General features: G+C 33.8%; 24 protein-coding genes. 23 read left to right on the forward strand and 1 reads right to left on the reverse strand.

What is annotated here, in order from left to right:
• Positions 1 to 148: 148 nt before the first annotated feature.
• From C8C85_RS15275 to priA, 11 genes are all read left to right on the forward strand, one after another.
• Positions 149 to 1,540, forward strand: a complete 1,392-nt coding sequence (locus C8C85_RS15275; protein ID WP_116797836.1) for a glucoamylase family protein — start codon at positions 149 to 151, stop codon at positions 1,538 to 1,540.
• Between the two features lie 13 nt (positions 1,541 to 1,553).
• The gene (locus C8C85_RS15280) at positions 1,554 to 2,261 is read left to right on the forward strand and encodes a prolyl oligopeptidase family serine peptidase (protein WP_116798507.1); all 708 of its coding nucleotides are present in this window, start codon (positions 1,554 to 1,556) and stop codon (positions 2,259 to 2,261) included.
• The gene (gene bglX, locus C8C85_RS15285) at positions 2,258 to 4,558 is read left to right on the forward strand and encodes a beta-glucosidase BglX (protein ID WP_116797837.1); all 2,301 of its coding nucleotides are present in this window, start codon (positions 2,258 to 2,260) and stop codon (positions 4,556 to 4,558) included. Before C8C85_RS15280 ends, bglX begins: the two co-directional genes overlap by 4 nt.
• 320 nt (positions 4,559 to 4,878) lie before the next feature.
• Entirely contained in the window at positions 4,879 to 6,783 is a 1,905-nt protein-coding gene (locus tag C8C85_RS15290; RefSeq protein ID WP_116797838.1) for a discoidin domain-containing protein, read from the forward strand.
• A gap of 285 nt (positions 6,784 to 7,068) precedes the next feature.
• Entirely contained in the window at positions 7,069 to 9,168 is a 2,100-nt protein-coding gene (locus tag C8C85_RS15295) for a glycoside hydrolase family 97 protein (protein ID WP_116797839.1), read from the forward strand.
• 140 nt (positions 9,169 to 9,308) lie between these two features.
• The gene (locus C8C85_RS15300) at positions 9,309 to 10,685 is read left to right on the forward strand and encodes a M28 family peptidase (protein ID WP_116797840.1); all 1,377 of its coding nucleotides are present in this window, start codon (positions 9,309 to 9,311) and stop codon (positions 10,683 to 10,685) included.
• A 226-nt stretch (positions 10,686 to 10,911) separates the two neighbouring features.
• A complete protein-coding gene (nadC, locus tag C8C85_RS15305; RefSeq protein WP_116797841.1) occupies positions 10,912 to 11,769 on the forward strand; it encodes a carboxylating nicotinate-nucleotide diphosphorylase in 858 nt (285 codons plus the stop codon).
• Between the two features lie 4 nt (positions 11,770 to 11,773).
• Entirely contained in the window at positions 11,774 to 12,706 is a 933-nt protein-coding gene (locus C8C85_RS15310) for a YihY/virulence factor BrkB family protein (protein WP_116797842.1), read from the forward strand.
• Between the two features lie 114 nt (positions 12,707 to 12,820).
• Positions 12,821 to 13,255: a DUF2147 domain-containing protein gene (locus C8C85_RS15315; protein ID WP_116797843.1), complete on the forward strand. Its 435-nt coding sequence runs from the start codon at positions 12,821 to 12,823 to the stop codon at positions 13,253 to 13,255.
• A 16-nt stretch (positions 13,256 to 13,271) separates the two neighbouring features.
• Entirely contained in the window at positions 13,272 to 14,024 is a 753-nt protein-coding gene (bla-B1-FLAV, locus tag C8C85_RS15320; RefSeq protein WP_116797844.1) for a subclass B1 metallo-beta-lactamase, read from the forward strand.
• 24 nt (positions 14,025 to 14,048) lie between these two features.
• Positions 14,049 to 16,499 carry a primosomal protein N' gene (gene priA, locus C8C85_RS15325; RefSeq protein WP_116797845.1) on the forward strand — a complete coding sequence of 817 codons (2,451 nt, stop codon included), beginning with the start codon at positions 14,049 to 14,051 and terminating at the stop codon, positions 16,497 to 16,499.
• An 11-nt stretch (positions 16,500 to 16,510) separates the two neighbouring features.
• Here the strand turns inward: priA and C8C85_RS15330 are convergent, their stop codons facing one another.
• Entirely contained in the window at positions 16,511 to 17,206 is a 696-nt protein-coding gene (locus C8C85_RS15330; RefSeq protein WP_111408723.1) for a LytR/AlgR family response regulator transcription factor, read from the reverse strand.
• Positions 17,207 to 17,371: 165 nt separating this feature from the next.
• On the opposite strand from C8C85_RS15330, the gene rpsF reads away from it, so the two are divergent.
• The 12 genes from rpsF (at position 17,372) to C8C85_RS15390 (ending at position 26,778) form a co-directional block, all read left to right on the forward strand.
• Complete coding sequence (gene rpsF / locus C8C85_RS15335; RefSeq protein WP_077370382.1) at positions 17,372 to 17,713, forward strand: 30S ribosomal protein S6; 342 nt, start codon at positions 17,372 to 17,374, stop codon at positions 17,711 to 17,713.
• A gap of 5 nt (positions 17,714 to 17,718) precedes the next feature.
• The gene (gene rpsR, locus C8C85_RS15340) at positions 17,719 to 18,015 is read left to right on the forward strand and encodes a 30S ribosomal protein S18 (RefSeq protein WP_007138295.1); all 297 of its coding nucleotides are present in this window, start codon (positions 17,719 to 17,721) and stop codon (positions 18,013 to 18,015) included.
• A 66-nt stretch (positions 18,016 to 18,081) separates the two neighbouring features.
• Positions 18,082 to 18,525: a 50S ribosomal protein L9 gene (rplI, locus tag C8C85_RS15345; RefSeq protein ID WP_116797846.1), complete on the forward strand. Its 444-nt coding sequence runs from the start codon at positions 18,082 to 18,084 to the stop codon at positions 18,523 to 18,525.
• Positions 18,526 to 18,650: 125 nt separating this feature from the next.
• On the forward strand, positions 18,651 to 19,124 hold the full coding sequence (locus C8C85_RS15350) for a DUF6495 family protein (protein WP_116797847.1): 474 nt from the start codon (positions 18,651 to 18,653) through the stop codon (positions 19,122 to 19,124).
• A gap of 74 nt (positions 19,125 to 19,198) precedes the next feature.
• A complete protein-coding gene (gene ligA / locus C8C85_RS15355) occupies positions 19,199 to 21,202 on the forward strand; it encodes an NAD-dependent DNA ligase LigA (RefSeq protein ID WP_116797848.1) in 2,004 nt (667 codons plus the stop codon).
• Positions 21,192 to 21,884, forward strand: coding sequence for a hypothetical protein (locus tag C8C85_RS15360; protein WP_116797849.1), 693 nt, complete (start codon positions 21,192 to 21,194; stop codon positions 21,882 to 21,884). Before ligA ends, C8C85_RS15360 begins: the two co-directional genes overlap by 11 nt.
• Before the next feature lie 135 nt (positions 21,885 to 22,019).
• Positions 22,020 to 22,538 carry a DUF6913 domain-containing protein gene (locus C8C85_RS15365; RefSeq protein WP_116797850.1) on the forward strand — a complete coding sequence of 173 codons (519 nt, stop codon included), beginning with the start codon at positions 22,020 to 22,022 and terminating at the stop codon, positions 22,536 to 22,538.
• Between the two features lie 8 nt (positions 22,539 to 22,546).
• Positions 22,547 to 23,434: a 4-hydroxy-tetrahydrodipicolinate synthase gene (gene dapA / locus C8C85_RS15370; protein ID WP_116797851.1), complete on the forward strand. Its 888-nt coding sequence runs from the start codon at positions 22,547 to 22,549 to the stop codon at positions 23,432 to 23,434.
• A gap of 129 nt (positions 23,435 to 23,563) precedes the next feature.
• Complete coding sequence (locus C8C85_RS15375) at positions 23,564 to 24,358, forward strand: outer membrane protein assembly factor BamD (protein WP_116798508.1); 795 nt, start codon at positions 23,564 to 23,566, stop codon at positions 24,356 to 24,358.
• A gap of 8 nt (positions 24,359 to 24,366) precedes the next feature.
• Entirely contained in the window at positions 24,367 to 24,684 is a 318-nt protein-coding gene (locus C8C85_RS15380) for a DNA-directed RNA polymerase subunit omega (protein ID WP_111408714.1), read from the forward strand.
• Positions 24,685 to 24,692: 8 nt separating this feature from the next.
• On the forward strand, positions 24,693 to 25,904 hold the full coding sequence (gene coaBC / locus C8C85_RS15385) for a bifunctional phosphopantothenoylcysteine decarboxylase/phosphopantothenate--cysteine ligase CoaBC (protein WP_116797852.1): 1,212 nt from the start codon (positions 24,693 to 24,695) through the stop codon (positions 25,902 to 25,904).
• Positions 25,897 to 26,778 carry a DUF4835 family protein gene (locus C8C85_RS15390; protein ID WP_116797853.1) on the forward strand — a complete coding sequence of 294 codons (882 nt, stop codon included), beginning with the start codon at positions 25,897 to 25,899 and terminating at the stop codon, positions 26,776 to 26,778. Before coaBC ends, C8C85_RS15390 begins: the two co-directional genes overlap by 8 nt.
• The last annotated feature ends 11 nt before the right edge of the window (positions 26,779 to 26,789 follow it).

Consider the following 26,789-nt stretch of genomic DNA (forward strand, 5'->3'; position numbering starts at 1 on the left):
GCACACCTGATTTATACAAAAATCAGGTGTGTATTTTTTTATCCATTAAATTTTATAAAAATGAGCATGACCGTAAATTGGTCGTAAACACCAATGAAGATAGATATGCGAATTACATATTCCAACAAAAACAATATTATCTAAAAATATGAAAAATCATTTATTCTTATTGATTTTTTTGAGTTTTTTCAATTCATGTTCGTCATCAAATCCGTCGTCGGATGGGAGTACTGGAGGTACGCCATTGCCTACAACTCCAAAACCTCCTGTTACTATTTTGACAGATGAACAAGCTATGGATCAGGTTCAAAAAGATGCCATAAAGTATTTTTGGGATTATGCCGAACCTAATTCAAAATTAGGGAGGGAGCGTTACCATACTGAAGATCCTAGTTTCGAAGCTAACAAAGTAACCACGGGAGGTTCTGGTTTTGGGCTAATGTCTTTGATTGTTGGAGTAGAAAGAGGTTTTATTCCAAGAGCCGAAGCCGTTACTCGAATGACCACCGCAATGGATTTTCTGGAAAAAGCTGACCGTTTTCACGGAGCTTGGTCACATTGGATAGATGGAAACACTGGTCATGCTATTTCTTTTGGAAACAAAGATGACGGTGGAGATATAGTGGAAACCGCTTTTTTATGTCAAGGTTTGATTGCCGTGCGAGAATATTTCAAGGATGGAAACACCCAAGAAAAGGCATTATCTGCCAAAGCTGATAATCTATGGAAAGGGGTAGAATGGAGTTGGTACACCAATGATGAAAACGCGATGTACTGGCATTGGTCTCCTACTTATCAATGGGAGATGAAATTCAAATTGGAAGGCTACAATGAGTGTTTGATTGCTTACATTTTGGGAGCTGCTTCCACAACTCACCCGATTCCTGCAGCCGCATATCACGAAGGATGGACACGAAACGGGACTATTGCAACGGGAAAAACACAGTATGGAATTCCTTTAGTATTCAAATACAATACGATTAATGGAAATGCAGGTCCTTTATTCTGGGCCCAATATTCATATTTAGGATTAGATCCTTCTCAATTATCGGATAAGTACGCAAACTATTGGGAACTAACCCAAAATCAGGCGAAAATCATATACAGCTATTGTGTCGATAATCCAAAAAAATGGAACGGCTATTCTGATAAATGTTGGGGACTTACAGCCAGTTATTCCCGAAATACTGATGGAACAACAGGATACTCTGCTCATGACACGGACAATGATTTAGGTGTAATTACTCCAACAGCTGCATTGTCTTCTTTTCCATATACTCCAAAAGAAAGTATGAAGTTTTTGCATTATTTATATGATGAAAAGAAAAGTACTCACGTTGGAATAGCAGGGCCTTATGATGCTTTTTCACCTCAATTTAATTGGGTTACACCACGTTATTTGGCGATCGATCAAGGAACCATTGCACCAATGATTGAAAATTATCGTACTGGTCTGATATGGAAATTATTTATGAATGCGCCAGAGGTAAAACAAGGTTTACTGAATCTAGGGTTTCATTCTGGTAAATATGGATTTTAAAACTGAATGGTTAATGAAATATAATCTAATAGTACCTGTTTTTTTGCTTTCATTAATGTCTTTTGCACAAAAAGATATTGTTTCTAAAGTAAAAATTGAGATAGTGCAAAGACAGGAATTGGGTTACGCATTGCACGTTCCGTTGAAAAGTGAAGAAAAAAAGCCTTTGCTTATTTTTCTGCATGGTTCTGGTGAAAATGGGTCGGATGTTGAGAAAGTGAAAATTCATGGACCTTTCAAATATTTGAAGAACCACGATTTAGATTTTTTTGTTCTTGCGCCACAATGTCCGGAAGGACAACAATGGAATCCGGATATTTTATATGAACTGATTTTAAAAATTCAGAAAGAAAATAATATTGATGCCAACCGAATTTATCTTACTGGATTAAGTTCTGGAGGATGGGGAACGTATAGTCTTGCTTTAAAACATCCTGAAATGTTTGCAGCAGTAATGCCGGTTTCGGGTTTTGTTGACATCATTCAATTGGAAGAAATATGCAATATGAAGACAATCCCTACTAGGATTTTTCATGGTTTGCTCGATGATGTAGTTCCTGTTGATAATGATGTTGCAATTTATAAAGAACTAAAAAAATGTAATAAAGATGTTGAGTTAACTCTTTTTAATGACGCAGGTCATGATTGTTGGACTCAAGTTTATGGCAATCCAGAAACGTATACTTGGATGTTGAAACAAATAAAAACACATAAAAAATGAAAAAGACATTAATTATAATACTCTTAGGCTCCGTTTTTTTGGGCTATAGCCAAAAGAAAGAAAATAAAAAAGCCGTTGCAATTAAACCTAAAGCCGAATTTGTAGCCGAGTTGTTATCAAAAATGACTTTGGATGAAAAATTGGGGCAATTGAATTTACCAACTTCGGGAGATATAACCACCGGTCAAGCCAATAGCTCTGATGTTGCAAAGAAAATCGAAGAAGGCAAGGTCGGTGGATTATTTAATATCAAATCGGTTCAGAAAATAAAAGAAGTACAGCGAATTGCAGTCGAAAAAAGCCGCTTGAAAATTCCTTTGATTTTTGGAATGGATGTAATTCATGGCTATGAAACAACCTTTCCTATTCCTCTTGGACTGTCATGTACCTGGGACATGAAGTTGATTGAAAGAAGCGCTCAAATTGCCGCACAAGAGGCTAGTGCTGATGGAATCAATTGGACTTTTTCTCCTATGGTTGATATTTCGCGTGATCCTCGTTGGGGAAGAATCTCTGAAGGTTCTGGAGAAGATCCATTTTTAGGAAGCCAAATTGCCAAAGCCATGGTAGACGGATACCAGCAACACGATCTTTCCAAAAACAATTCCATTTTGGCGTGTGTTAAACATTTCGCCTTATATGGTGCTCCTGAAGCAGGTCGTGATTACAATACGGTTGATATGAGCCACATAAGAATGTACAATGACTATTTTCCTCCTTACAAAGCAGCTGTTGATGCTGGAGCAGGTTCGGTTATGGCATCTTTTAATGAAATTGATGGAGTACCTGCCACTGGAAATAAATGGTTGATGACAGATGTTTTGAGAAAACAATGGGGTTTTAAAGGTTTTGTGGTTACTGATTTTACCGGAATTCCTGAAATGATTGCTCACGGAATGGGCGATTTGCAAGCAGTATCCGCTTTGGCTCTAAATGCTGGAGTTGAAATGGATATGGTAGGCGAAGGATTTTTGACCACTTTGAAAAAATCATTAGACGAAAAGAAAGTTACTATTGAACAAATCAACAATGCTGTAACACTTATTTTGAATGCCAAATATGATTTAGGATTGTTCCAAGATCCTTATAAATATTGTGATGATAAAAGAGCTAAAACTGAAATTTTTACTGCAAGCAGTAGAGATGAAGCCAGAAAAACGGCTGCTCAATCATTGGTTTTACTGAAAAATCAAAACCAGTTGTTGCCTTTGAAAAAATCGGGAACTATTGCGCTTATCGGACCATTGGCAGATGCCAAAAACAATATGTCTGGAACTTGGAGTGTGGCCACAAATGGAGAAAAATGTATTTCACTATTGGCAGGAATCAAAGAAGTTGCAGGTAATTCAACCAAAGTGCTTTATGCTAAAGGAAGTAATCTAGATTATGATGAAAATTTTGAAACTAATGCTACAATGTTTGGAAAAACTTTGAATAGAGACAAACGTTCCAAAGAAGAAATGACTGCAGAAGCTTTAAAAATTGCAAATCAAGCAGATGTTATCGTGGCTGCATTAGGCGAATCCGCCGAAATGAGCGGCGAGAGCAGTAGCCGTACCAATTTGGAAATTCCACAAGCACAAAAAGATTTATTGAATGCATTATTAAAAACAGGGAAACCGGTAGTTTTAGTTTTATTTGATGGTCGCCCATTAATATTAAATGATGAAAATGCAACAGTTCCGGCAATTTTGAACGTTTGGTTCGCCGGTAGTGAAGCAGGTTATGCTATCGCCGATGTTTTGTTTGGAGATGTAAATCCTTCAGGGAAATTAACGACTACTTTTCCTAGAAGTGTTGGGCAGTTGCCAATTTATTATGCGCATAAAAATACTGGAAGACCACTTTCTAACACAGAAGGAAAATTCGAAAAATTCAGATCCAATTATTTAGATGAAAGAAATGAACCATTATTTCCTTTTGGTTACGGATTGAGCTATACCAAGTTTGATTACTCAAACATAAAAATTTCGTCGGAGAAAATGAATTCTAATGGCAAAGTAACAGTAAGTGTTGAGGTTGCAAATACTGGAAATTATGACGGAAAAGAAACTGTACAAATGTATATAAAAGACGTGGTTGGTTCTGTAACCAGACCAGTTAGGGAACTTAAAGGTTTTCAAAAAATAACCATTAAAAAGGGAGAAAAACAAACAGTGACATTCGAAATTAGCGAAGAAGATTTAAAATTTTACAATTCTGATTTGCAATTTGTTGCTGAGCCTGGACAGTTTGAAGTTTTCGTTGGAGGAAACTCAAACGCAGACAATAAAGTAAGTTTTAATTTAGTAAATTAAGCTTGGTTAGTTTATTTGGTTGCCCTCCGTTTTTGGTTAGACGGAGGGCTTTTTTTTCTCACCAAGGTACAAGTGAGCAAAGTTTAGAGCCGATTTCTTCGCGTTTTCGCGTCTTTGCGAGAGCTCAATGTCATTAAGTTAAGGTAAAATTAAAAAAAACAGCACGCAGGTTCGGCAGATTTTTTACTTTTTTTCTGCGTAAATCTGCGAAATCTGCGTGAAAATATAATAGTGATTCCTTCACTTAATAACATTGACCGCGAAGGGGCGGAAAGCTTTGCAAACCTTACGTTTAATATTAAATAATTTAAAAGATAAAAATGCGAAAACTATATTTAATACCAGCATTGTTACTATTTTTGAGCCTCCAAATCAGTATGGCACAATCTAAAACGAAATGGTTTGACCCCAATAAACCCGCATCGACCTATTGTAACCCTATCAATATCGGTTATAATTATACTACAGCAAACCATAACGGAATTCCGGATTCTCGTCGTTCGAGTGCCGATCCATTAATTATTGCTTATAAAGGAGATTATTACCTGTTTGCAACCAATCAAGCAGGATTCTTTTGGAGCAAAGACTTATCCGACTGGAAATTTGTTTACGGCAGTTTTCAACGCAATCCCGGCGATGACGATCAATGTGCTCCTGCTGCTTGGGTTGTAAATGACACTTTGTTTTATGTAGGTTCAACATGGAAAAAAGACCACCCAGTATGGAAAACTGCCGATCCAAAATCGGGTCGCTGGGTTCGTCACGTCGATACTGCGATGTTGCCTACTTGGGATCCTGCCATTTTTCAGGATGACGACAAAAAAGTATATATGTATTATGGTTCAAGTGGAAAATTACCGCTTTGTGGTGTAGAGGTAGATTACAAAACATGGTTACCAAAAGGGAATCAGGCAGATTACGAAAAGTTATATGCTGCAACCGAAGTTGAAGATATTCAACGTCCGTATGGTGAAATAAAAGCAGTCGTAGGTTTAGATCCGGCTAAACATGGTTGGGAACGCTTTGGACCTAATAACGATATGGAACCAGCGCCATGGGGAAATTTTATAGAAGGAGCTTGGATGACGAAACACAACGGTAAATATTACATGCAATATGGAGCTCCGGCCACCGAATTCAAGGGCTATGCCAATGGTGTTCATGTTGGGAATAGTCCATTAGGCCCGTTTACGTATCAAAAACATAATCCAATGTCGTATAAACCTGGAGGATTTGTAATTGGTGCTGGACATGGTAATACTTTTGCCGATAACTACGGTAATTATTGGAATACGGGAACTTGTAAAATTTCAGTAAAAGATCGTTTTGAACGCCGCATCGATATGTTCCCTGCTGGATTTGATAAAGATGATGTTATGTATTCGATTACTTCTTATGGAGATTACCCAACTTTGCTTCCAAATAGCAAGCGTGATCAAACCAAAGGAGCTTTCACAGGATGGATGTTGCTTTCGTACAAAAAACCAGCAACAGTATCTTCATATGAGGAATGTATGGATGTACAAACCCACAGAGTAGATACAGGAGGAAAAAAAGTGTTTGAAAAAATCTGTTACAATGCCCAGAATTTAACCGATGAAGATATTCAATCGTATTGGTCGGCAAAAACTGACAAACCGGGTGAATGGTTACAAATTGATTTGGGCAGAAAAATGAGAATTAATGCTTTACAGATTAATTATGCCGATCATAAAGCCACGCAACATAACAAGGCGATGGATATTTATTATCAATACCAAATCTTTATGTCAGATGATAATCAAAATTGGACTTTGGTAGTTGATAAATCCAAAAGCGATAAAGATGCTCCCCACGATTATCTTGAATTGACAAAACCTATTGAAGCCCGTTATGTAAAAATGGTGAATATCCACAACGCATCAGGATTATTTGCTGTTTCAGATTTCCGTGTTTTTGGTAATGGATTGTCCGATAAACCAAAATCGGTTACTGGATTTAAAGTTGATAGAAGTGCGGTGGATTCACGCAACGCTATGATTAATTGGGATGCGCAGTCTGGCGCTGTCGGTTATAATATTTACTATGGAATTGCCTCTGATAAATTATACAACAGCATAATGGTTTATGATGGAAATTCATATGACTTCAGAGGATTGGACAAAGGCACGGACTATTATTTTGCCATAGAAGCTTTTAATGAAAATGGAATTGGGGCCAAAAGCACTCTTACTGTTTCGAATTAAATTTAGATTCCGAAATAAAATTGAATATGACAGTCCGTAAAGTGTATCAAATATATTTTTTAATCTGTGGCAATTTTATCGGTTGGTGACGGATAGTAATAAAATTAAGACATCTGTTTAAAAGAACTATAACCAAAAAATCAATTCTTTATATATTTTAAAGAATTGGTTTTTTTTATAAAATCGAAAACGTTTTCGATTTTACTACAAGGTAGTAGTTTGATTTTATTTAGAATATCATAATGTAAATAAGTATTTTTACTATCTATATAAATACATAACCAAATGAAGAAAGTATTTTCTATTATTCTCGTTTTTGCTTTGAGTTTGCTACATGCACAAAGCGTAAAATCTCCATCCAGTGCCCTTGAGGTAAATTTTAAATTAGTAAATAATGGGCAACCATCTTATACTGTAAATTACAATGGCAAACCCGTAATTGTTGAAAGTACTTTAGGGATAAAACTCAAAGATAAAACCTCTCTTAATGCTAATTTTGAGATTCAATCTTCAAAAGCAGATACTTTTAATGAATCTTGGAAACCTGTTTTAGGTCAAAAAGCATCAATTGTAAATCATTATAATGAACTTACCATTGCTTTGGTTCAAAAAGAAACCAATGTAAAAATGAATATTGTTTTCAAAGTGTATGACGAAGGAGTGGCTTTTAGATATGAATTTCCAAAACAAGAGAAGCTAAATTATTTCATTATTTCTGATGAGGAAACCCATTTTAATTTAACCGAAGATTATAAAGCCTTTTGGATTCCTGGTGATTTTGATACCAATGAATATCCTTATAGTGAGACCAAACTTTCTGAAATTGACAATGCAAAATTGGATAAAAATACAGGAATCGGGATGACAACGGATCTTGGTAAAAGCAGAGTTCAAGCACCTTTAATGATGAAATCTCCTTCGGGTTTGTATGTCAATATATTTGAAGCTGCTGTTGTGAACTATCCAGTCATGCATTTGGATGTTGATGTTACCAATTATAAACTTACTTCACATTTGGTACCGAATGCAATTGGCGACAAAGCCTATTTGCAAGCAGCTTGTGTATCTCCTTGGAGAACAATTATGATAAGCAAAGATGCCCGTGACATTGTGGGTTCACAAATGATTTTGAATTTAAATGAGCCTTGTAAATTAGACGATGTTTCATATATAAAACCAATGAAATACGTTGGGATTTGGTGGGAAATGCATGTTGGAATATCAACTTGGGATTATGCAGGTTCACAAAACGCACAAAATTTATCTTCACAAGATTTGATTCCTACAGGTAAACACGGCGCAACAACAGCAAATACCAAAAGATATATTGATTTTGCTGCCAAAAATGGATTTGACGGCGTATTGGTTGAAGGTTGGAATGTAGGTTGGGAAGATTGGGCAGGCAACTGGAAAGAAGAAGTATTTGATTTTACGACTCCTTATCCTGATTTCAATTTGGCAGAGGTTACGGCTTACGCCAAAGAAAAAAACGTAAAAATGATTATGCATCATGAAACTTCGGGTTCTGTGGCTAATTATGAACGTCATTTAGACCGTGCCTTCGATTTGATGAAAAAATACGATTATCCAGCTGTAAAAACGGGTTATGTTGGCAAAATTATTCCTCGTGGTGAATTTCATGACGGACAAACGATGGTGAACCACTTCAACTTTGTGGCCAGACGCGCTGCCGATTATAAATTAATGCTCAATTCACACGAATCATCTCGACCAACAGGTTACAGTCGAACGTATCCAAATTACATTGATGCGGAAGCCGCACGTGGTAATGAATTCAATGCTTGGAGTGTTGGTAATGCACCAAGTCACGAAACCATTTTACCATTTACAAGACTTCTTGGTGGACCAATGGATTATACGCCAGGTATCTTTGAAATCAAAATGAGCTATTATGATAAAAATAAAAAAGAACAAGTTCATACTACATTGGCCAAGCAATTAGCCTTGTATGTAACGATGTATTCGCCTTTGCAAATGGCCGCCGATTTACCAGAAAATTACGAAAAACGTATGGATGCCTTTCAATTTATAAAAGATGTAGCGGTAGATTGGGATGATACTAAAATTCTGGAAGCAGAACCTGGAGATTATTTGACTATTGCAAGAAAAACCAAAGGAAAAGAAACATGGTTCTTGGGCGCAATAACAGATGAAAATGCAAGAAAATCTGAAATAGCATTAGACTTTTTAACCAAAGGACAAAAGTATAAAGTTATTATTTATGAAGATGCCAAAGATGCCGATTGGAAAAATAATCCAATGGCTTACAAAATTAGAACTGTTGAGGTTACTAGCAAGTCTAAATTAAATTTGGTTTTGGCTCCTGGTGGAGGGACAGCCGTTAGTTTTGAACCTATTAAGTAATTAATTTAACTGCGATTTGATTAAATCCTGCAAACTTTTAAAGTGTGCAGGATTTTTTTTTGATTTTAACATCAATTTTATTTTAGAATTTCGAAATTGCACAACGATTAATTAAAACTATAAATTAAGAATAACCCAAAATGAAAAAAAACCTACTTCTTTCTTTACTTTTTGTAAATAGTGTTGCTTTGTTTGCCCAAAACAAAGACGAACAGTTTTTTAAGGAAATTTACAATTCAGCATTAACAAAATCACAATGTTATTCTTGGTTGGATCATTTATCTAATACTGTTGGATCTCGTTTATCGGGCTCAGAGGGAGCTGCAAAAGCGGTTCAATACACCAAAAGTCAAATGGAAACATTAGGTTTCGATAAAGTGTATTTGCAAGAGGTAATGGTGCCTCATTGGGTTCGTGGAGAAAAAGAAACTGCATATATTCAAGATAATAAAACGAAAATCAAAGTACCTATTTGTGCTTTGGGAGGTTCTATTGCAACTCCAAAAAATGGGTTAACTGCCGAAGTGATCGAAGTTCATAGTTTTGATGAAATGAAAGCTTTGGGTGCAGATAAAATAAAAGGTAAAATAGTGTTCTATAACAGACCTATGGATAATGGGGCTATTGAAGCCTTTGACGCCTATTCTGGAGCGGTTGATCAACGATATGCGGGTGCAAAAGAAGCTGCGAATTTAGGAGCAGTTGGAACAATCGTGCGTTCAATGAATTTGCGATTGGACGATTATCCGCATGCAGGAGGACAAAGCTATGGCGATATTCCAAAAGAAAAATACATTCCAACTGCTGCTATTAGTACCAATGGCGCCGAATTGTTAAGTAAGACTTTAAAAAGCAACCCTAATTTGAAATTCTATTTCAAACAATCCTGTCAGCAATTGGAAGATGCTCTTTCATACAATGTTGTTGGTGAAATTAAAGGAACAGAACATCCTGAAAATATTATGGTTGTAGGTGGTCACCTTGATTCTTGGGACTTGGCTGATGGTTCGCACGACGATGGAGCAGGGGTAGTGCAAAGCATGGAGGTGATGAATGTTTTTAAAAATTTAAATTACAAGCCTAAAAACACGCTTCGCGTAGTTCTTTTTATGAATGAAGAAAACGGATTAAGAGGCGGGAAAAAATACGAAGAACTGTCATTGATAAATAAAGAAAAACACATTTTTGCTTTAGAAAGTGATGAAGGAGGTTTTACTCCAAGAGGTTTTTCATTAGAATGTGACGATTCTAATTTTAATAAGATTACAAATTGGAAAACATTATTCGAACCTTATCTAATTCATAGTTTTGTAAAAGGGCATTCAGGATCGGATATTGGTCCATTAACAGGGAAAGGAATTGTGAAAGCTGGGTTAAAGCCAGATTCTCAGCGTTATTTTGATTACCATCATGCAGCAAACGATAAATTTGACGCCATTAACAAAAGAGAATTAGAATTAGGAGCAGGAACTATGGCTGCTTTGATTTATATGATAGACCAAAATGTGGTTGAATAATTTAGATATTTAAACCAAAATAAAGGAAATAGAAAACCTGTAAGTAACTCAAATACTTACAGGTTTTCTTTTGAAAAACAGTCTTATTTATAGTTCTTTTGACGATTTAGTAATTGAAAGAATGAATAGTTATAAATAAATGTGAAATTCCAAATTTTTAAAACGGACTTACTTTTTAATACACAAAATAAATCCTACTTTAGCATTCTATTAAAAGAATGAAAAAATGATTAGTGAAGCGCAGTTTCAAAACGAATTAAATAGCTTAATTGCAAATGCTATTAGAGAAGATGTAGGATCTGGAGATTACAGCTCATTGGCCTGTATTCCTGCAGATGCTCAAGGAAAAGCTAAGTTATTGGTAAAAGAAGATGGTATAATTGCAGGAGTTGCGTTTGCCAAAATGATATTTGAATATGTTGACCCTAAAATGCAAATCGAGACTTTTATGGAAGATGGATCTCCAGTAAAAAAAGGGGATGTTGTTTTTCATGTTTCGGGTAGTTCTCAATCTATTTTAAAATCCGAAAGAGTAGTATTAAACACAATGCAACGTATGAGTGCGATTGCTACCAAAACAAATAGTTTTGTGCAGTTATTGGAAGGTACAAATACAAAAATATTGGATACACGAAAAACAACACCTGGATTTCGTGTGGCCGAAAAATGGGCTGTTAAAATTGGTGGCGGGGAAAATCACCGTTTCGCATTGTATGATATGATAATGCTAAAAGATAATCATATTGATTTTGCCGGTGGTATTACATTGGCTATAGCCAAAACACAAGCCTATCTCAAGGAAAATAATTTAGATCTTAAAATTATTGTTGAAGCCAGAAATCTAGCTGAAATTGAAGAAATTTTAAAAAGTGAAGGAGTTCACAGGATTCTAATTGACAATTTTAATTATGAAGATACTCGCACGGCAGTGGCTTTGATAGGTGACAAATGCCAAACAGAATCTTCGGGTAATATCAACGAAGATACCATGAGGTTTTATGCTGAATGTGGTGTCAATTATATTTCATCGGGAGCGTTAACTCATTCTGTTTATAATATGGATTTAAGTCTAAAAGCAATTTAGAATTATGAGCTTAATAATTGAGGCTAAACTCGAAAAAATCCCTGTTGTAAGAAACTTAATGCGCGTCTTGAAAAAAGTTAAGGTTCCTGGTTTGGGAGGTTTTTCTTTCTATGATTTATTAGAATTGTATTTTGAGGGAATCATCGATGGAGCATTTTCTTATCACGCCAGTGCTGTTGCATTTAGCTTTTTTATGGCTTTATTCCCTTTTGCACTGTTTATTCTAAATTTAATTCCCTACATACCCATAGAAGGATTTCAGGACGATTTTCTTCAATTTGTTAAGGAAGGTGTTCCTCCAAATACTTATGATGCAATTGCTAATATCATAAACGATATCCTTAATAACAGTCACACAGGATTGGTTTCTTCGGGATTTTTGCTTTCTATTTTCTTGATGGCAAATGGTATAAATGGAATTCTTGGGGGATTTGAATCTTCCCGTCATGTAATAGAAAAAAGAGGTTTTTTTAATCAATATTTTGTTGCATTGGGAATTTCACTAATATTATCAATTCTTTTGTTATTGACTGTTTCTATTATAGTTGTTTTTGAAGTTTTTATTCAAAAAACAATTATTCAAGATGTATTAAGTGATCGAATTCCGTTAATTATTTTAGGAAGGTATATTTTCGTAATATTAATGATATTAATTACCTCTTCAATTTTACTGCGATATGGAACAAAACAATCGCATAAACCTCCATTTATTAGTGTGGGTTCGGTTTTTACAACTGTACTTATAATTATTTCTTCCTACTTTTTTGGAATCTGGGTGATTCGGTTTTCAAAATACAACGAATTGTATGGTTCGATAGGGACATTATTAATCATGATGTTTTACATCTGGATTAACTGTATGATTTTGTTGCTGGGATTCGAATTGAATGCTACGATACATAAGCTAAAAAAGACAAAGGAAAATATTAAAGTTTAGCAATATAATGAGATTGTTTAAATGGAATTTTGTATCCTTGTCGAAAGAAATCCAAGCGCTGTTTTTTTGCGGCGATTTGGAATAATAAAAAAGTGAGACAATAATTTAAGAAAAATGAAAAAAAGTATCGTATTTAGTTTAGTTGTGTTTTTTGCAATGATTTTTAATGTCCAAAGCCAAACTGTTTTTGGGAAATGGAAAACCATTGATGATGAGACAGGCCAAGCCAAATCTATCGTGGAAATCTATGAAAAATCAGGTAAAGTCTACGGAAAAATTATAGATGTATTAAATCCAGAAAAAAAGAAATCCCTTTGTACAAAATGTTCTGGTGAAGATAAAAATGCACCAATTATGGGATTAATAATCATCAAAGGTCTTGAGAAAGATGGAGATGAATATAATGGAGGCAAGATTTTAGATCCTTTAAAAGGTGAAGAATATAAATGCTTAATAGCACTTGATGGTAAAGATAAACTGAAAGTGCGAGGTTTTGTTGGTGTTTCTTTGTTTGGAAGAACACAATACTGGTATAGAGTGAAAAATTAATTTCTTAATATATAAAATGCGAAAAATAACAGCGATAATTTTATTTTTCATAGTGCTGTCAAATAGTTTTGGACAATCTAAAAATTCGCCTTTGCAAATAAGTCATCTTATAGGTGACTTTTATGTTTATAAAACTTTTCATGATTATAAAGGAACTCTCATTTCTGCAAACGCAATGTATCTGGTTACAGATAAAGGAGTTGTTTTATTTGACGCTCCGTGGGATAAATCTCAATTTCAGCCTTTGTTAGACAGCATAAAATTCAAACATAATAAAAATATTGTGATGTGTTTTGCAACGCATTCTCATGACGATCGAGCAGGAGGCTTGGAGTTTTTTAGACAAAAAGGAATTAAAACCTATACTATAAAATTAACTGACGAGATTCTAAAAAATAAAAATGAAAAAAGAGCTGAATTCGTAATTCCGAATGATACTATTTTTAAAGTAGGAGAATATAAATTTGAAGTTTATTATCCAGGAAAAGGACATGCGCCTGATAATATTGTAGTTTGGTTTGATAAAGAAAAAGTACTTTATGGAGGATGCTTTATTAAGAGTGCTGATGCAAAAGATTTAGGTTATTTGGGCGATGCCAATGTGAATGAGTGGGAGAACTCTATTAAAAAAGTACAGACAAAATTTAAAAATCCAAAATTTATTATTCCGGGCCATGAAGATTGGACTGATATAGGGTCTTTGGATCATACATTGAAATTGGTTCAGGAATATAAAAAAAATGCATCTGTTGAATTAAATAAAAAGTAATTTTACAGACTATAAAACCTTTACATGTATTTCGTCGAAGTCATTTTACCGCTTTCTTTAGCCAAAACATTCACCTATCGTGTATCTGAAGCTGAGTTTCTTTTTATAAAAAAAGGAATGAGGGTGACGGTACCTTTTGGAAAAAGTAAAATCTATACGGCTTTGGTGATTGAAATTCACAATAACAAACCTACACTATACGAAGCCAAAGAAATTCATCAAATTCTGGACAACAGTCCTATAGTAACCGAATTTCAAATCAATCATTGGATTTGGATCGCCGATTATTATATGTGCGCTCTTGGTGATGTATATCGCGGTGCTATGCCAAGCGCCTTGTTGCTGGAAAGTGAAACAGTGATTACTAAAAAGAACGATTTATTTGTTGATGAAAGTGTACTCTCGGATGATGAATATTTAGTTTACGAGGCTCTGCAAAAACAGAGTTCTTTAAAAGTTCAGGATATTATTTCAATTCTGAATAAGAAGAATATATTTCCTGTTATTCAAAAATTGATTGACAAAAATATTTTAGTACTGCAAGAGGAGGTTCAGGAAATCTACAAACCTAAATTAGTGCGATATGTTCGATTGCATGAAAAATACAATTCGAATGATGGTTTAAAGGAATTGCTTGAAATTCTAAAAAGTGCCAATAAGCAAAAGGAAGTAGTTTTGAATTATTTCCAATTAAGCGCTACTGAAAAAAAGCCGATTACTGTAAAAAAGTTGGTTGACACAGCTCAATCTTCTCCTGCTATTGTTAAAGCATTAGTTGAAAAAGAAATTTTTGAAGAGTATTTTTTACAGGAAGACAGAATCAATTTTGCTGGAAAAGGAAGGGATGGTGAACTTAAATTAAGTGCAGACCAACATATGGCTTTTGTATCCATAAAAGAAAATTTTGAACAAAAATCAGTATGTCTTTTGCATGGAATAACCTCAAGCGGGAAGACTGAAATTTATATTAAACTTATAGAGGAGTACTTAGCGACTGGGAAACAAGTATTGTATTTGTTGCCTGAAATTGCTTTGACTGCGCAATTGGTTTCAAGATTACGGGCTCATTTCGGAAATAAAGTAGCTGTTTTTCATTCGAAGTACAGTAATAATGAAAGAGTCGAAGTTTGGAACCAGGTTTTGTTAAATGCAGAAAAAGCCCAAATTGTAATTGGAGCCAGATCGGCTTTGTTTTTGCCTTTTAATGATTTGGGGTTTATTGTTATTGATGAAGAACACGAGCAGACTTTTAAACAATCTGATCCTGCTCCTCGCTATCATGCGCGTGATGCGGCTATTGTTTTGGCAAATGCACATCAGGCCAAAGTGCTTTTGGGCTCAGCTACGCCAAGTATTGAAACCTATTATAATGCAGTATCGGGCAAATTCGGTTTTGTTGAAATTTTGAAACGTTTTGGGAATGTAAGTTTGCCTGAAATTGAATTGGTGGATTTGAAAGACAAATACTTTCGAAAAAAAATGAATGGTCATTTTAGCGACGTTTTAATCGATGAAATTACGGCAGCTTTGTCTTTAGGTGAGCAAGTGATTTTGTTTCAAAACAGAAGAGGATATTCGCCAATTATCGAATGCATAACCTGTGGGCATGTTCCTCATTGTCAGTCGTGTGATGTGAGTTTGACATATCATAAACACAAGAATCAATTGCGTTGTCATTATTGCGGTTATGCTATTGCAAATCCTACTCATTGTCATGCTTGTTATAGTGTTGACTTGACAACCAAAGGTTTAGGAACGGAGCAAATTGAGCAAGAATTATTGACTATTTTTCCTAGTGCAAAAATTGGTAGGATGGATCAGGACACGACGCGAGGAAAATTTGGTTTTGAGAAAATTATCGATAGTTTCAAGAATAGGGAATTTGATATTTTGGTAGGAACTCAAATGCTTGCCAAAGGATTGGATTTTGACAATGTTAATTTGGTGGGCATTATGAATGCTGATACAATGTTGTATCATCCAGATTTTCGTGCTTTTGAAAGAAGTTTTCAAATGATGACTCAAGTAGCAGGACGTGCAGGAAGATCTGAGAAAAAAGGAAAAGTAATTATTCAGACTTATAATCCGAACCATAATACCATACAGCAAGTTACTAATAACGATTATGCAGGAATGTATAAGGAGCAATTGTATGACAGGCAAATTTATAAGTATCCGCCATACTTTAGAATTGTAAAATTAACCTTGAAACAACGTGATTTTGATAAGCTAAAGGAAGGCGCTATGTGGTTGTATCAAGTGTTGAGCCAAAATTTGGCTATGCCGGTTTTAGGTCCGGAAGAACCTGCAATCAGCAGAATACGAAATGAATACATTAGAACTATAATTATTAAGATACCTCAAAATACGTCAATTGTGAACACAAAAAAAACTATTCAGAAAATTCTAAATAGTTTTGAGGCTGTTTCACAATACAGAGCTATAAAAGTTACTGTAAATGTTGATTTTTATTAATGAGTAATTTTCTAAGAATAGGCAAGTGCTTTTACTAAATCTTCTTTTTTGTTTCGGCTCAAAGGAATTTTTGTTACTCCGATTTCGGCAAATTTACTGTTGAAACGATCAATCTTGTCAATATTTACAATGTAGGATTTGTGGACCCTTATAAATTTATCTTTTGACAAATCATTCTCAAATGATTTCATTGTCGAAAGCACAAGATTACTGTCGTCTTCCGTAACTACTTTTACATAATCACCAAAAGCTTCAATCCACTTAATCTTAGAAGTAAAAACTTTTAATTTCTTCAAGTTACTTTTGATAAATATATGTTCGCCTTCATCTTCTTTGTTTTCTTTCTTAAGAAGGTAGTGATCAATTGCTCTACGAACTGAGGCATTAAAACGCTCAATAGAAATAGGCTTTTGTAGATAATCTGTGGCATCATAGTCAAAGGCTTTCATTGCGTATTCGGCTTTTGAGGTGATGAAGATAATCTGGGGCTTGGTTTTTAAACCATCAAGGAAATCAAAACCACTAATAACAGGCATCTCAATATCAAGAAATATTAAGTCTACCGTATGAACAGTCATACAACTTTTGGCTTCTATTGCATTAGAAAAATCACCAATTAAATTTAAGTTAGTGTGATTATTAACTAACTTTGCAATAATCATTCTTTGTATTGAACTATCATCTACGACTACACAGTTTAGTTTCATAATTTCAAATTTTTGATTTGGTCAAGTAAAAATAGCTTTTTTTTTTTATAAAACTAAAAAAAGCAAATCTTTTTTTGTCATACGTCGATTATAGTATTTTTGTACTTGCATGTTCAAAAAAAAAGATTACTTTTGCAGCCAATTTAACAAATAAATAAATTTTTTATGAATCATTATGAAACTGTTTTCATTTTAAATCCCGTTTTATCTGAAGTTCAGGTAAAGGAAACAGTAAGCAAATTTGAAGATTTTCTTACTAGTAGAGGAGCAGAAATGGTGTCGAAAGAAGATTGGGGCCTTAAAAAAATGGCTTACGAAATTCAAAACAAAAAAAGTGGATTTTACCACTTGTTCGAATTCAAAGTATCAGGAGAAGTTCTTATTGCTTTTGAAACTGAATTTAGACGTGACGAAAGAGTTATGCGTTTCTTAACTGTAAGTCTTGACAAACATGCTATTTCTTGGGCTGAAAGAAGAAGAGCAAAACTTAAATCTCAAAAAGCTTAATTATCATGGCAACATTACAACAATCTGCTTCAGGAAAAAAAGACGGGGATATCAGATATCTTACGCCTTTGAATATAGAAACTAACAAAACTAAAAAGTATTGTCGTTTCAAAAAATCAGGTATCAAATATATCGATTATAAAGATGCTGATTTCTTATTGAAATTCGTAAACGAACAAGGAAAAATTCTTCCTCGTCGTTTAACTGGAACTTCATTAAAATACCAAAGAAAAGTGTCTGTAGCTGTAAAAAGAGCGCGTCACTTAGCTTTAATGCCATACGTGGCCGATTTATTAAAATAATTAAAAATTAACAGTTGTTGGTTTTCTGAAATATGAAACCTAACTTCTCAAATAAAGGACAACAACATGGAACTTATTTTAAGAAAAGATGTTCAAAATTTAGGATTTAAAGATGATGTAGTAACTGTAAAAAACGGATACGGTCGTAACTTCTTGATTCCTCAAGGATTCGCTCATTTAGCTACTTCTTCTGCAAAGAAAGTATTGGCTGAAAACCTAAAACAAAGAGCTCACAAAGAAGCTAAAGTTGTAGCAGATGCTAAAGCATTGGCTGAAGCTTTGAAAGCTATCGAAATTAAAATTTCTGCAAAAGCAGGTGGTGAAAAATTATTTGGTTCAATCACAAACATTGATATCGCAGAAGCTTTAGCTAAAGGAGGTCAAGTAATTGACAGAAAATTTATCACTTCAGGGATTGTAAAACGTATTGGTAAATATAGCGCTTCTGTAAGATTACACAGAGATGTTATTGTTGAATTACCTTATGAAATTATCGCTGAAAAAGCATAATCTCTAAATTATTATATCAAAATCCCGATGAAAGTCGGGATTTTTTTGTTTAACAAAAAATAATTCGTATTGCTTGTACTTTTTTAGAATAAAGTTTGAGCAGTTCAAATGCTAAGTGTTTAATTATGAAATACACCAGACTTACAAAAGAACAATTTGAAGAGTTAACACAGGAATTTACTAATTTTTTGGCAACTCAGGCAATTGATAAAACGGAATGGGACAAAATCAAAGCCGAAAAACCAGAGGTGGCAGAACAAGAATTGGATGTTTTTTCAGATTTGATTTGGGAAGGGGTACTTACAAAAGCTACCTATCTAGAGTTTTTCTCCAAAAACCATATTTTCCTTTTTCATTGTTTTGACACACATATAAAATCGATTGTTTTAAAATCTTTGGTTCCGGAAACTGATTTTTTGACAAAAGAAGGTTTGGAATGGCTTAGCGATAATATGTTTACAGAAACAATTGAAATGAAAGTGGGTAAAAAAGAATTTACTGAAGAGCGAAATCTTTCTATTTTTCAATTGATACAACAAGGCTCCTTTTTGAGTGATGGTCAATTATACAATCAAATTAATTCGATTATCGAGGGATAAATTTGATTTTTACAGTTTAAATTGGTTATTTTAGTAGATTATTTAATACACTAAAATAGCCAATTTTTTGTTTTATGGATATACTGCAAACCATCCAAACACTTAGGGAAGAACTCAATCTACACAATCATAATTATTATGTGTTGGATAAACCAACATTGTCTGATTTTGAGTTTGATATGAAATTAAAGGAACTTCAAGATTTAGAAAATAAACATCCCGAATTTTTTGATGCCAATTCTCCAACACAGAGAGTAGGTGGAACAGTGACTAAAAATTTTGAAACTATTCCGCATGAATATCGCATGTATTCGCTAGACAATTCCTATTCCAAAGAAGATTTGATTGATTGGGAAAATCGAATTCAGAAAGTTTTGGGTGATGTTCCATTAGAATATACCTGCGAATTGAAATATGACGGAGCATCGATAAGCATCACTTACGAAAATGGAAAATTAAAGCGGGCTGTGACTCGTGGAGATGGTTTTCAAGGAGATGATGTGACCAATAACATAAAGACAATAAAATCTATTCCTTTGCAGTTGAAAGGAAATTATCCTGAGCAGTTTGCTATTCGGGGTGAAATTATTTTGCCTTTTGCCGGATTCGAAAAAATGAATCAGGAATTAATTGAAATTGGCGAAACACCTTATTCTAATCCCAGAAATACTGCGTCCGGAAGTTTAAAATTACAGGATAGTGCTGAAGTGGCAAAACGCCCTTTGGATTGTTTGCTATATTTTTTAATTGGACCAAATTTACCTTTTAACACTCAATTTGAAGGACTGGAAGTTGCCAGAAAATGGGGATTCAAAGCTCCGACCGAAGCAAAGTTGTCAAAGAGTCTAAATGAAGTCTTTGAGTTTATTGACTATTGGGATGTACATCGTCATGAATTGCCTTATGAAACGGATGGTGTGGTTATAAAAGTAAATGATTTTCGCCATCAGGAAGAGTTAGGATATACTGCCAAATCTCCACGCTGGGCAATTGCATATAAATTCAAATCAGAGCAAGTTGCTACAAAACTAAATTCTATATCCTATCAAGTTGGAAGAACCGGAGCTATTACTCCAGTAGCAAATCTTGAACCGGTACAATTAGCTGGAACGATTGTGAAACGCGCTTCATTGCATAATGCCGATCAGATTGAAAAGTTGGATATTCGAATTCATGATACCGTTTTTGTTGAAAAAGGAGGGGAGATCATTCCCAAAATTATAGCGGTTGATTTAAGTAAACGTCCCGATAATTCAGAACCTACACAATATATAACCCATTGTCCTGAATGTGAAACCGAATTAGTACGGGGTGAGGGAGAAGCGAATCATTATTGCCCTAATTTTTATGGTTGTCCTCCGCAAATTATTGGTAGAATTCAGCATTATATTTCACGAAAAGCTATGGACATAGAAGGTCTTGGAGGCGAAACTGTGGCATTGCTATTCAATAACGGATTGGTTCACAATTATGCCGATTTGTATGAACTGAAAGTTGAGCAAATTCTGCCTTTGGAGAGAATGGCCCAGAAATCAGCTGAGAATTTAGTGAAGGGTGTTGAAAATTCAAAAAATATTCCTTTCGAAAGTGTTTTGTTTGCTTTGGGGATTCGATTTGTCGGGGAAACAGTTGCCAAAAAGTTGGCTAAGCATTATAAAAATATTGATGCATTGCGACAGGCAACTCTTATGGATTTGATTTTGGTAGATGAAATTGGAGAAAGAATTGCGCAAAGCGTAATTGACTTTTTTGAAAATAATGAAAATAAAATCATCATCGAAAGATTAAAAAGTTATGGCGTACAATTTGAAATTGTTGAAAAAGTAAATCCAAATGCAACGGAGAAATTCTTAGGGAAAACATTTGTCGTTTCTGGTGTTTTTTCTACTTTTTCTAGGGATGAATTAAAAAAGGCCATTGAAGACAACGGAGGAAAAGTGGGAAGTTCTATATCGGCCAAGACAGATTTTGTTGTTGCTGGAGATAATATGGGACCTGCTAAACTTGAAAAAGCCAACAAACTCAGCATAGCAATAATTTCTGAAGATCAATTTATAACCATGTTAAATGAAAGCTAGTACTCCATCACTTATATTGTTTTTTGTTACTTCAGCATTGGTCGTGCTATTTAAGTTGTTAGACTATGAAGGGTTGGTGCTATGCGGTAAGTCAATTATAATTCCCTCTTTGTTTATCTATTATTTGGTATCGAATAATTATAAAATTACCTTCTTCAAAGGATTGATTTTCTTGCTGCTTTTTGTGAGGGATATTTTTACCACACTAAATATTAGTGAATCTGCAATGGGTTCTTTTTTATGTGTATTGGCAGTTTATGTTTTACTTTTATATTTAGCCCAAAAAGATTTTAAATATCTGAAATTTAGTTATAGGGATAGTCTTTCGATTTTTATTTTGATTCTAGGTATTGGGAGTATTTGCTATTCCGTTTTAAACTTAGAGCTTGAAAACTTAGAGCTCGATTTTTCATTGTATGTGGCTTTTGGTATAATTCTAAGTATTTTGAGTATCGTTTCTATTATAAACTACATTAAAAGTGGTAGTTATGCTCTTTTTAATGCTATGCTAATGTGTATTTGTTTTATAATAACGGATATCTTTTTTGTGTTGTATAAATTTTATTTTTACAATTATGCTTTTATTCTGCTTAGTATTGTTACTCAATTTTTATCCTATTTCTTTATGGTAAATTATTTATTGGAAAAAGATAAAGTTTTAGATGATTTAAAAGAAGATTAATTTTTTTTACTTAAATCAAAAACATAAATAATGTTAAGAATATAACAAAAAGTTTTAAAAAGTCGTTATAGTTTTTTAGATTTGCCATCTCAAATGTAACTTAAATAATTAAATTTGTAATCTTTTAAAAGTGATATGTTTTTAAACTATATAAAGAGCTTTATATTAAAAAAAACTTTAAAAAAGAGTCTGCGTAATGTCAAGGATGAGTCATTAAACTCGGCTATTACTATGGTTGGTTTGATTGTTGATGAAAGCAATTTTTTGGAAACAGCAGCTTTGAAACAGGAAATTATTTCCAATGGAGTTTTAGAAAATAATATTAAAGTTATTGTTTTTCGAGACCTTTTAAAAAGTAAAGAAGTTTATCTAGAACCTACATTTGGGTTAAAGGATTTGAATTTAAAAAGTGAATTTACACAACAGCCAATAAATGAGTTTATTTCTGAAGAATTTGATTTATTGATTAATTATTATAATGAGGAGAAGCCCTTTTTGTTGCTTTTAACGAATAGTTCCAATGCAAAATTTAAGGTTGGTTTTTCAACTGTCGATAAAAGATTAAATCATTTAATGATAAATATTGATCCAGAGAATTACAAGGGATTTACAAAGGAGCTATTTCGGTACTTAAAAATATTAAACAAAATATAATTTAAAATATGCAATCATTAATAGGAACAGGTGTTGCCCTAATCACACCGTTTAAAGACGATTTTACAATTGATATTGATGCTTTAAGAAGAGTTGTGAATTTTTCAATAGACGGAGGAATCGAATATCTTGTTGTTTTAGGTACAACAGCCGAAAATGCAACCTTGTCTGAAGAAGAAAAAGAGCTTGTAATCGCAACAGTAATTGAAGTGAATGCAGGTAGATTACCTTTAGTTCTTGGTGTGGGAGGAAATAATACTTTAAATGTTGTTGAAGAATTACGTACTAGAGATTTATCCGATTTTGTGGCTATTTTGTCTGTTTCTCCTTATTATAATAAACCTAGTCAAGAAGGAATATACCAACATTTTAAAGCCGTTTCTGAAGCGTCGCCTATTCCTGTGATTTTATATAATGTTCCGGGAAGAACATCCAGTAACATGCTGCCGTCAACGGTTCTTAGATTGGCAAATGATTTTGATAATATAGTAGCAATAAAAGAAGCAGCTGGCGATTTAGTCCAAGCTATGCAGTTATTGAAAAATAAACCTAAAGATTTTTTGGTTATTTCTGGTGATGATATGATTGCTTTGCCAGTAGTTTTGGCTGGAGGTGCGGGAGTAATTTCGGTTATTGGACAAGGTTTTCCAAAAGAGTTTTCAGAGATGATTCGATTGGGTTTGAATAGAAAAGTAGATGATGCCTTTAAATTACATTATTTATTGGCGGATTGTATTGATATGATTTTTGAGCAAGGTAATCCTGCAGGTATAAAAGAAGTATTCAGTATTCTGGGTATTACGGAGAATGTTGTTCGTTTGCCATTGGTTTCTGTAGATGAATCTTTGGCAAGCCGATTGGATTCTTTTGTAAAGAAAATGGTTAAAAACTCATAAATAGCTGTCGTTTTTTTTAAATAAAGAAATATTTTGTAATAGCTAAATTAATAACTAAATTTGCCACCTAACTTTGGTGGCTTTTATTGCATATAATATTATGCTGTAAAAATAAAATCAGTGAATAAAATGAAGAAAATAATATCTGTATTGCTTGTTGCTCTCTTTTTGTACTCTTGTAGTGATTATCAAGCAGCATTGAAGAACGAAGATGTTGCAGCAAAGTTTGACGTTGCAACCAAAATGTACGAAGCTGGGAAATATACAAAAGCGATTCGTCTTTTTGAACAGTTGGCACCAGCATATAGAGGTAAACCATCAGGGGAAAAATTGTTTTACATGTATGCTCAATCATGTTACAAAACCAAACAATATTATTTGGCAGGATATCAATTCGATAGTTTTGTTTCCGGTTATCCTAAAAGTGAAAAATTAGAAGAATGTGCTTATTTAGGAGCTCAAAGTTATTCAATGTTATCGCCAGTTTACAGTATTGATCAAACAGATACGTTTAAGGCAATAGAAAAGATTCAAGGTTTTATTGATCGCTATCCAAATTCTAAATATATTGCTGAGGCCAATGCGACTTCTAGAAAGTTAAATGATAAGATTGAACGTAAAGTTTATGAAAATGCATTAGAATACAATAGAATTTCGAACTATAAATCGGCTATTATTGCTTTTGATAATTTTATAGCAGATTATCCAGGAACTCCTTTAAAAGAAAAAGCGTTGTATTATAAATTGGATTCTGCTTATTCATTGGCAATAAATAGTGTTCCTTCAAAAATGGAAGAGCGATTGATTACAGCCAAAACGAGTTACAATAATTTGGTTAAATTCAAACCAAATACAGAATACAAAAAGAAAGCTGACGAAATGTTAGCACAAATTGATGTTGAATTGCAAAAATATAATAAATAAATAAAGTCATGGATTTAAAAAAGACAAATGCTCCAGTAAATACAATAACTTACAATAAAACAGTTATTGAAGCACCTACTGGAAATGTGTATGAGGCGATAACAATTATGGCTAAAAGAGCAAATCAAATTAATTCTGAAATTAAAAAAGAATTAACTGAAAAATTAGAGGAATTTGCTACTTATAATGATAGTTTAGAAGAAGTTTTTGAAAATAAAGAGCAAATAGAAGTTTCAAAATTCTACGAGAAACTTCCAAAACCACACGCTTTAGCGGTTCAAGAGTGGTTAGACGGTAAAATTTACCACAGAGAAGCAAACAAATAATCAATCTAATGTCAGTTTTAAGTGGAAAAAAGATTTTGCTGGGAATTTCTGGCGGAATCGCTGCATATAAAACGGCTTCATTAGTTAGACTCTTCATAAAAGCAGGTGCACATGTCCAAGTGATAATGACACCTGCTTCTAAGGATTTTATAACTCCACTTACCTTATCTACTCTTTCCAAGAATCCCGTTTTTTCTGAATTTTACAATAAAGATGAAAAAAATGAGGAATGGAACAGTCATGTAGAATTGGGTCTTTGGGCTGATATAATGGTTGTTGCGCCTGCAACTGCCAATACTTTATCAAAAATGGCAAATGGGTTATGTGATAATCTTTTAATTGCCTGTTACCTATCGGCTAAATGTCCTGTTTATTTTGCGCCAGCAATGGATTTAGACATGTATATTCATCCTTCTACGCTTGAGAGTTTTAAAACTTTAAAGGAATTCGGAAATACAATGATACCAGCCGAAAATGGAGAATTAGCCAGTGGTTTATCTGGAGAAGGACGAATGGCAGAACCTGAAAATATTATTGCTTTTTTAGAAGCTGATCTCGAAAGTAAATTACCTTTAAAAGGTAAAAAAATACTAATTACCGCTGGGCCTACCTATGAAGCAATTGATCCAGTTCGTTTTATTGGAAATCATTCTTCTGGTAAAATGGGATTTGATATTGCCCAAAGTGCAGCTAATCTTGGTGCGTCAGTAATATTGATTTCGGGACCTACTCATTGTAAAATAAATCATCCTTTAGTTCAAGTAATTCCAGTGGTTTCTGCTCAAGAAATGTATGAAGCTTGTTATCAGTATTATCAAGAAGTGGATGTGGCAATTGCGGCTGCTGCCGTAGCTGATTATAGACCAAAGAATGTCGCTCTGCAAAAGATAAAAAAAGCGGCAGATGATTTTACTATTGAACTTGAGAAAACCAAAGATATTTTGGCTTCATTAGGAGAAGTTAAGAAAAATCAGTTTTTAATTGGCTTTGCCTTAGAAACTGAAAATGAAATTGAAAATGCTAAAGCGAAAATTCAGAAAAAAAACTTAGATTTGATAGTTCTTAATTCGCTGCAGGATGAAGGTGCAGGATTTGGGAAAAAGACCAATAAAGTTACCTTTATAGATAGTGCATTTCGAATTGAGCCAATGGATTTGAAATCTAAAGAGGCTGTGGCCGATGATATTTTAAACAAAGTAATAGCACATTTTTATGGTTAGATTTGTTTTGTTTTTATTTTTTAGTTGTGGCTTTATTCAGGCCCAACAGCTGAATTGTACCGTGACTTTAAATACCCAAAAAATAAGCAATGCCAATCAGCAAGTTTTTAAAACACTGCAAACTGCAATAAATGAATTTGTCAATAAAACAGATTGGACTGGACAAACCCTTTCACAAAAGGAAAAAATCAGTTGTTCAATGTATATTACCATTTCTAGTTATAGTTCTGATCAATTTGTAGCCAATATTCAGGTGCAATCTTCCAGAAATGTTTACAATTCGACCTATTCCTCTCCGGTAATAAATATAAATGACAAAGATTTTACCTTTAATTATACTGAATTTGAGAATTTAACTTATATACCAACAAGTTATGATTCAAATCTGGTTTCGGTATTGTCATTCTATAGTTACATAATTTTAGGAATGGATGCCGATACTTTTATTCCATTATTTGGAGATCGCTATTATAAAGAGGCATTGAATATTTCTAATTTGGCACAACAAGGTGGGTACAAAGGATGGAATCAGTCCGATGGTACATTGAGCAGATTTGTTTTGATTAATGATTTAATGTCGCCAACTTATAATGAAATACGACAATCCAGCTTTCAGTATTATTTAGGTTTGGATACGATGCACCAAGATCTTAAAAAAGCGAAAGAAATTGTGAAAGGCTCTTTAATGAATTTGTCTAAATTGAATAGCACTAAACCTAATTCCTATTTATTGCGAGTTTTTATGGATTCCAAATCAGATGAAATTGTTTCTATTTTTTCAGGAGGACCCAGTATTGCAATAAATGATATGGTCGATAGTTTAAACAAAACATCTTCATCAAACTCTGGTAAATGGCAATTGTTAAAATATTAGTCTTTTTATAA

This window comes from Flavobacterium sp. 103 (assembly GCF_003096795.1).
In the GTDB taxonomy this organism is placed as follows: domain Bacteria; phylum Bacteroidota; class Bacteroidia; order Flavobacteriales; family Flavobacteriaceae; genus Flavobacterium.

Excerpts from the sequence above, each read along its gene's own strand:
- C8C85_RS15375 (WP_116798508.1), top strand. The coding sequence starts at position 23,564 with ATGAAGAAAATAATATCTGTATTGCTTGTTGCTCTCTTTTTGTACTCT.
- C8C85_RS15300 (WP_116797840.1), top strand. The coding sequence starts at position 9,309 with ATGAAAAAAAACCTACTTCTTTCTTTACTTTTTGTAAATAGTGTTGCT.
- rpsR (WP_007138295.1), top strand. The coding sequence starts at position 17,719 with ATGGCAACATTACAACAATCTGCTTCAGGAAAAAAAGACGGGGATATC.
- C8C85_RS15295 (WP_116797839.1), top strand. The coding sequence starts at position 7,069 with ATGAAGAAAGTATTTTCTATTATTCTCGTTTTTGCTTTGAGTTTGCTA.
- C8C85_RS15365 (WP_116797850.1), top strand. The coding sequence starts at position 22,020 with ATGTTTTTAAACTATATAAAGAGCTTTATATTAAAAAAAACTTTAAAA.
- rpsF (WP_077370382.1), top strand. The coding sequence starts at position 17,372 with ATGAATCATTATGAAACTGTTTTCATTTTAAATCCCGTTTTATCTGAA.
- dapA (WP_116797851.1), top strand. The coding sequence starts at position 22,547 with ATGCAATCATTAATAGGAACAGGTGTTGCCCTAATCACACCGTTTAAA.
- C8C85_RS15280 (WP_116798507.1), top strand. The coding sequence starts at position 1,554 with ATGAAATATAATCTAATAGTACCTGTTTTTTTGCTTTCATTAATGTCT.
- nadC (WP_116797841.1), top strand. The coding sequence starts at position 10,912 with ATGATTAGTGAAGCGCAGTTTCAAAACGAATTAAATAGCTTAATTGCA.
- bglX (WP_116797837.1), top strand. The coding sequence starts at position 2,258 with ATGAAAAAGACATTAATTATAATACTCTTAGGCTCCGTTTTTTTGGGC.
- ligA (WP_116797848.1), top strand. The coding sequence starts at position 19,199 with ATGGATATACTGCAAACCATCCAAACACTTAGGGAAGAACTCAATCTA.
- C8C85_RS15275 (WP_116797836.1), top strand. The coding sequence starts at position 149 with ATGAAAAATCATTTATTCTTATTGATTTTTTTGAGTTTTTTCAATTCA.
- rplI (WP_116797846.1), top strand. The coding sequence starts at position 18,082 with ATGGAACTTATTTTAAGAAAAGATGTTCAAAATTTAGGATTTAAAGAT.
- bla-B1-FLAV (WP_116797844.1), top strand. The coding sequence starts at position 13,272 with ATGCGAAAAATAACAGCGATAATTTTATTTTTCATAGTGCTGTCAAAT.
- C8C85_RS15330 (WP_111408723.1), bottom strand. The coding sequence starts at position 17,206 with ATGAAACTAAACTGTGTAGTCGTAGATGATAGTTCAATACAAAGAATG.
- C8C85_RS15390 (WP_116797853.1), top strand. The coding sequence starts at position 25,897 with ATGGTTAGATTTGTTTTGTTTTTATTTTTTAGTTGTGGCTTTATTCAG.
- priA (WP_116797845.1), top strand. The coding sequence starts at position 14,049 with ATGTATTTCGTCGAAGTCATTTTACCGCTTTCTTTAGCCAAAACATTC.
- C8C85_RS15380 (WP_111408714.1), top strand. The coding sequence starts at position 24,367 with ATGGATTTAAAAAAGACAAATGCTCCAGTAAATACAATAACTTACAAT.
- C8C85_RS15360 (WP_116797849.1), top strand. The coding sequence starts at position 21,192 with ATGAAAGCTAGTACTCCATCACTTATATTGTTTTTTGTTACTTCAGCA.
- coaBC (WP_116797852.1), top strand. The coding sequence starts at position 24,693 with ATGTCAGTTTTAAGTGGAAAAAAGATTTTGCTGGGAATTTCTGGCGGA.
- C8C85_RS15290 (WP_116797838.1), top strand. The coding sequence starts at position 4,879 with ATGCGAAAACTATATTTAATACCAGCATTGTTACTATTTTTGAGCCTC.
- C8C85_RS15315 (WP_116797843.1), top strand. The coding sequence starts at position 12,821 with ATGAAAAAAAGTATCGTATTTAGTTTAGTTGTGTTTTTTGCAATGATT.
- C8C85_RS15310 (WP_116797842.1), top strand. The coding sequence starts at position 11,774 with ATGAGCTTAATAATTGAGGCTAAACTCGAAAAAATCCCTGTTGTAAGA.
- C8C85_RS15350 (WP_116797847.1), top strand. The coding sequence starts at position 18,651 with ATGAAATACACCAGACTTACAAAAGAACAATTTGAAGAGTTAACACAG.